Origin of the sequence: Streptomyces sp. MnatMP-M17, from assembly GCF_900091995.1 — a bacterium.
Classification (GTDB): domain Bacteria; phylum Actinomycetota; class Actinomycetes; order Streptomycetales; family Streptomycetaceae; genus Streptomyces.
The window spans coordinates 1-1219 of the sequence record NZ_FMDK01001283.1; the positions used below are offsets into that span (position 1 = coordinate 1).

The following is a 1219-nucleotide window of genomic DNA, read 5'->3' on the forward strand; positions in this document are numbered from 1 at the left end:
TCGCCGCCGCGCTCGCGGGAGTCGTCGCGGCTCCCGCGAGCGCGCAGGCCACCACGCGTACACCGGGCGGCCGGGAAGCCCGGCCGCTGCGCCAGGCACACGCCCACAACGACTATCTGCACGCCCGCCCGCTCCATGACGCCCTGTCACATGGCTTCACGAGTGTGGAGGCGGACATCTTTCTGGTCGACGGTGAACTGCTCGTCGCCCATGAGCCCGCCGATCTCGATCCGGCGCGTACGCTCGCCGCGCTCTATCTCGATCCGCTGCTCGCGCGCGTACGGGCCAACCACGGCTCCGTATACCGGGGTTGCCACCGTCCGGTACAGCTCCTCATCGACATCAAGACGGACGGCGTCGCCGCCTATACCGAACTCCACCGCCAACTGACCGCGTACCGCTCGATGCTGAGCACCTACGCGCACGGCTCCGTACGCCTCGGCGCGGTCACGCCGGTCATCTCGGGCGATCGCGCGGCCCGTGTGCCGATGGAGGCGCAGCGGGTGCGGTACGCGTTCTACGACGGACGGCTGGAGGACCTCGGTACGGCCGCTCCCGCCTCCTTCGTACCGCTCATCAGCAGCAACTGGACCCAGAGCTTCGGCTGGCAGGGCGTGGGCGCCTTCCCGGCGGAGGAGCGCGCCCAACTGCGCCGTATCGTCGCCACCGCCCATGACCGCGGGCAGCGTGTGCGTTTCTGGGCGACTCCGGATCTCGCGGGTCCTGAGCGGGACGCCGTCTGGGCCGAACTGCTCGCCGCCGACGTCGACCACCTCAATACGGACGACCTTGCGGGCCTCGAACGTTTCCTGCGTACGCACCGCGCATAGCCAAGATCACCGCGGTCAACCACCCGTACGGCGGACACGCCAGTCGGCGGTACGGGCCTCCTCCTCCGCCACACTGGCGGCCGAATGCCGCGATTCCGGTGCGGCGGAGGAGGTTTGTCGATGGCCATTTCGATCTCAGTGGTGCTGCTTCTGGTGATCCTCGCGGTGATCTTCGTACGCAACGGCGGACTGAAGTTCTCGCACGCGACGGTCTGTATCCTGCTCGGGTTCTTCCTCTCGGGCACGAGCATGGCGCCGACCATCGCGAACGGAATCTCCGCCACGGCCGGAGTGGTCAGCAGCCTCAGACCGTGACGGCGCGCCGGCGTCCGCGGCGGGGCCGGCTGGGCGATCCGGACCCGGCCCTCGCCGCGGCGATCGCCGCGGCC

Annotated in this window: 2 protein-coding genes; both read left to right on the plus strand. The window is 69.8% G+C overall.

The genetic code is table 11. The features are described from left to right. Positions 1-830, plus strand: an 830-nt coding sequence (locus tag GA0115259_RS38580) for a phosphatidylinositol-specific phospholipase C/glycerophosphodiester phosphodiesterase family protein (RefSeq protein ID WP_107469441.1), incomplete at its 5' end; no start/stop codon positions are given. A 120-nt stretch (positions 831-950) separates the two neighbouring features. Continuing rightward, the gene (locus tag GA0115259_RS38585; RefSeq protein WP_093605286.1) at positions 951-1145 is read left to right on the plus strand and encodes a hypothetical protein; all 195 of its coding nucleotides are present in this window, start codon (positions 951-953) and stop codon (positions 1143-1145) included. The last annotated feature ends 74 nt before the right edge of the window (positions 1146-1219 follow it).

Coding starts and splice junctions, on each gene's coding strand:
- GA0115259_RS38585 (WP_093605286.1), top strand. CDS start 951: ATGGCCATTTCGATCTCAGTGGTGCTGCTTCTGGTGATCCTCGCGGTG.